Source organism: Streptomyces sp. NRRL B-24572 (genome assembly GCF_002156145.1).
GTDB lineage: Bacteria > Actinomycetota > Actinomycetes > Streptomycetales > Streptomycetaceae > Streptomyces > Streptomyces vietnamensis.
The window spans coordinates 1-3,030 of sequence record NZ_MWIG01000842.1 but is presented as its reverse complement, the minus strand read 5'-3'; the positions used below and the strand labels follow the sequence as shown (position 1 = coordinate 3,030).

General features: G+C 75.0%; 3 protein-coding genes. 1 reads left to right on the top strand and 2 read right to left on the bottom strand.

All coding sequences use genetic code 11. The features are described 5' to 3' along the window. On the bottom strand, positions 1-879 hold an 879-nt coding region (locus CCN56_RS36995; protein WP_086832099.1), incomplete at its 3' end, for an NAD(P)/FAD-dependent oxidoreductase. An 80-nt stretch (positions 880-959) separates the two neighbouring features. On the opposite strand from CCN56_RS36995, the gene CCN56_RS36990 reads away from it, so the two are divergent. After that, positions 960-1,676 carry a TetR/AcrR family transcriptional regulator gene (locus CCN56_RS36990; protein ID WP_086832098.1) on the top strand — a complete coding sequence of 239 codons (717 nt, stop codon included), beginning with the start codon at positions 960-962 and terminating at the stop codon, positions 1,674-1,676. A 47-nt stretch (positions 1,677-1,723) separates the two neighbouring features. Here CCN56_RS36990 and CCN56_RS36985 read toward each other — a convergent pair whose 3' ends face one another. Further along, positions 1,724-2,953 carry a carboxylesterase/lipase family protein gene (locus CCN56_RS36985; protein WP_256962368.1) on the bottom strand — a complete coding sequence of 410 codons (1,230 nt, stop codon included), beginning with the start codon at positions 2,951-2,953 and terminating at the stop codon, positions 1,724-1,726. Positions 2,954-3,030 lie beyond the last annotated feature (77 nt).

The window sequence follows — 3,030 nt, the reverse complement described above, 5'->3', positions numbered from 1 at the left end:
GACGCCGCGCGTGTGGGGCCAGGTGAGGCCGACCGGCAGGGTGGCGAGGGTGCGGGGGACGACGGTGTCGTCGCAGGCGTCGATCAGTTCGGTGAACTGCGGGGCCCAGTCGGCGAACAGGCCCGCCAGCCGGGCCCGGGCGCCGGCCGGGTCGTCGAAGTCGATTCCGCAGGTGGCGAGCCAGTCCTCGGGGCCGTGGAAGGTGAGGTAGACGCGCAGCCGGCCGTCCCCGTTGAGCTGCGCGGACAGTGACCGGTCGGGTCCGAAGGCCCAGTAGTTCCCGCGTCCCACCCTCGCCGCCAGGTCGGGGCGTGTACGGGCGAGGTCGGGGATGCCCGTCTCGATGACGTGGGCGCCGAGGTGGGCCGGGCGGGCGTCGGTGAGCAGCGGGCGCACGCGTGAGTTCGCGCCGTCCGCGCCGACGAGCAGGTCGCATTCGGCGGTGCTGCCGTCGGTGAGGTGCAGGCGGTGGCGGCCCTCGGGCAGGGCCTCGGCGTGCCGGAGGCCGCGCCCCCAGGCGATCGCGCTCGGCGGCAGTGAGTCCAGGAGGATCGCGCGCAGGTCGGCACGGTCGACTTCGGGGCGGTCCATGGGCGCGTCCTCGGGGGTGTCCTCCTGGAGGAGGAGTCTCCCGGTGTGGTCGAGCAGGCGCATGTCCTGACCCTCGCGCCGGGCCATGCGGAGGAACGCCGCTTCCAGTCCGGCCTCGCGCAGGGCGCGTTGGCCGCTCTCGGCGTGGAGGTCGAGCATGCCGCCCTGGGTGCGGGCGTCGGGCGACGCGTCGCGTTCGTGGACGACGGCTTCGATGCCGTGCAGGTGCAGGACGCGGGCGAGGAGCAGGCCGCCGGGCCCGGCTCCGACGATGGCGATACGTGGCACGGCTCTGCCCTCCCATTGATTCGATACACCGTATCGGCAAGATACACTGTATCGACAAGGAGCGAGGAAAGGACGCACGGATGCTCATCTGGGAACGGCCCGAACCGGCCTCGCGTTCGACGCTGAGCCCGCTGAGCCGCGAGAGGATCGTGCGGGCCGCGATCGGTCTTGCCGACGTCGACGGACTGCAGGCGGTGTCGCTGCGCAAGGTCGCGGGCGCGCTCGACGCGGGTCCCATGCGGCTCTACCGCTACGTGGACACCAAGGAGGAACTCCTCGACCTGATGGTCGACGCGGTGTACGGGGAGATCCCCGCGCCGCCACCGGCCGCGGGCGGCGACTGGCAGGCGGGGGTGAGGTCCCTCGCCCGCGGCTTCAGGGACACCGCCCTCCGCCACGAGTGGCTCGCCGACCTCCTCGGCGGCCGCCCCCAGGTGGGACCCTCGGCCCTCGCCCACATGGAGGCGACCCTGGCGGCACTGCGCTCCGCGCCCGGGATCGGCGACGACCCCGACACGCTGATGCAGGCCCTGCAGGCGGTGAACGGCTACGTCTTCGGAGCGGTCCGCCACGAGGTCGCGGAGCGGCGCGTGGAACGCGCGAGCGGCCTCACGGAGAGCCAGTGGCGGGCGGCGACGGGCCCCTACCTCGCCCGCATGCTCGCCACCGGCCGCTATCCCACGCTCGCGCACGTCGTCGGGAACGCCTCGGAGCAGGACCCCGCCGAGATGTTCGACGCGGGCCTCGCGGTCCTGCTCGCGGGCCTGGCGGCCGGCCTCTCCCGCGGCACGTCCTGAACCCGGGCCCGGGTCGCCCCCGTCCGGCGCCCGGACCGCACGGCGCGTCAGCCGGCCCCGTGGGACGCCCGGTCGGCTCGGTCGAGCCAGAGCGAGCGGACCCGGTGCACGGGGTCCGCGGCGATCCGGGACTCCGCGTCCCAGATCTTCGTGGCGCGTTCCGCGGAGGTGTAGCGCGGCCAGTCGGCGCCCGGGTCCTGGTCGGTGACGAAGGCGACCCAGGCCCGGTGCATCGCGTCGGCGAGCGCGCGCGGCGGCGCGTCCCCGGCGACGGCCGCGACGCCCTCGGCGTCGAGGAGGTCGAAGGCGAAGGGCAGGTCCAGGCAGTGGAAGGCGAGCCCGAGCGCCGGGGACCGCCAGCGGAACTCGTAGAACCAGGTGGGACGTTCACGCGCGGCGCGGGCGTCCGCGACGGCGAGGTTCGGGGCGCGGAAGACGGTGTCCGTCAGCGCCTGGCCGAAGTACCGTTCCTCACCGCCCGCCGCGTACGCCTCGGCGAAGTCGTCGACCCTGGCGGGGTCGAGGCCGAGCCCCCCGAGGAGGACGGACAGCGGCGGACCGTCGGGGCCGGGCGCGGGGATCATCGAGAACTCGTCCTCGGTGAAGCCGAGCATCAGCGGCACGTCGGCGCCCGCGTCGCCCGTCGTCAGGGCGTCCAGGACGGGTACGGGGATCAGGTCGCCGTCGGCGAAGGGGGCGAGGGCCAGCATCGGCGGCAGGCCCTCGCGGTCGGGGCCGGGTTCGGACATGCGGTCCTGGAGGTCGAGGAGTTCGTCGTCGGTCAGGTCGCGGAGGGCGCCGACGGCGGCGGGGACGCCGGTACGGGAGGTGAAGAGCCGGGCCGCGGCGCGGGCGACCTCGGGGCCGTCGGGCCGCATGACCGCCCCGGAGACGGACAGTGCGCCCCGGAACAGGCCCCGGGCGGAGGGGACGGCGAGCAGGGTCTGCACGGCGCCGCCGCCCGCCGACTGCCCGGCGACGGTCACCTTGGCCGGGTCGCCGCCGAAGGCCGCGATGTTCTCCCGCACCCACTCCAGGGCCGCGATCCAGTCCCGTACCCCCCGGTTGTCCGGCGCGCCCTCCAGGTGGAGGAACCCCTCGATGCCCAGCCGGTAGCCGAGCGACACGAGCACGACGCCGTCCCGGTTGAACGCGGCCCCGTCGTACCAGGGACTCGCCGCCGAACCCGCCACGTACCCCCCGCCGTGGATCCACACGAGCACCGGCAGGCCGGCCTCCGGGTCGGCGTCGGGCGTGAACACGTTCAGGTTGAGCACTCCCGCCCCCGGGACCGACGGCCCAGCGGCGGCCGTTCGCGGAGGTCACGACGATCCCGGAGCCGTCGGTCCCGGGG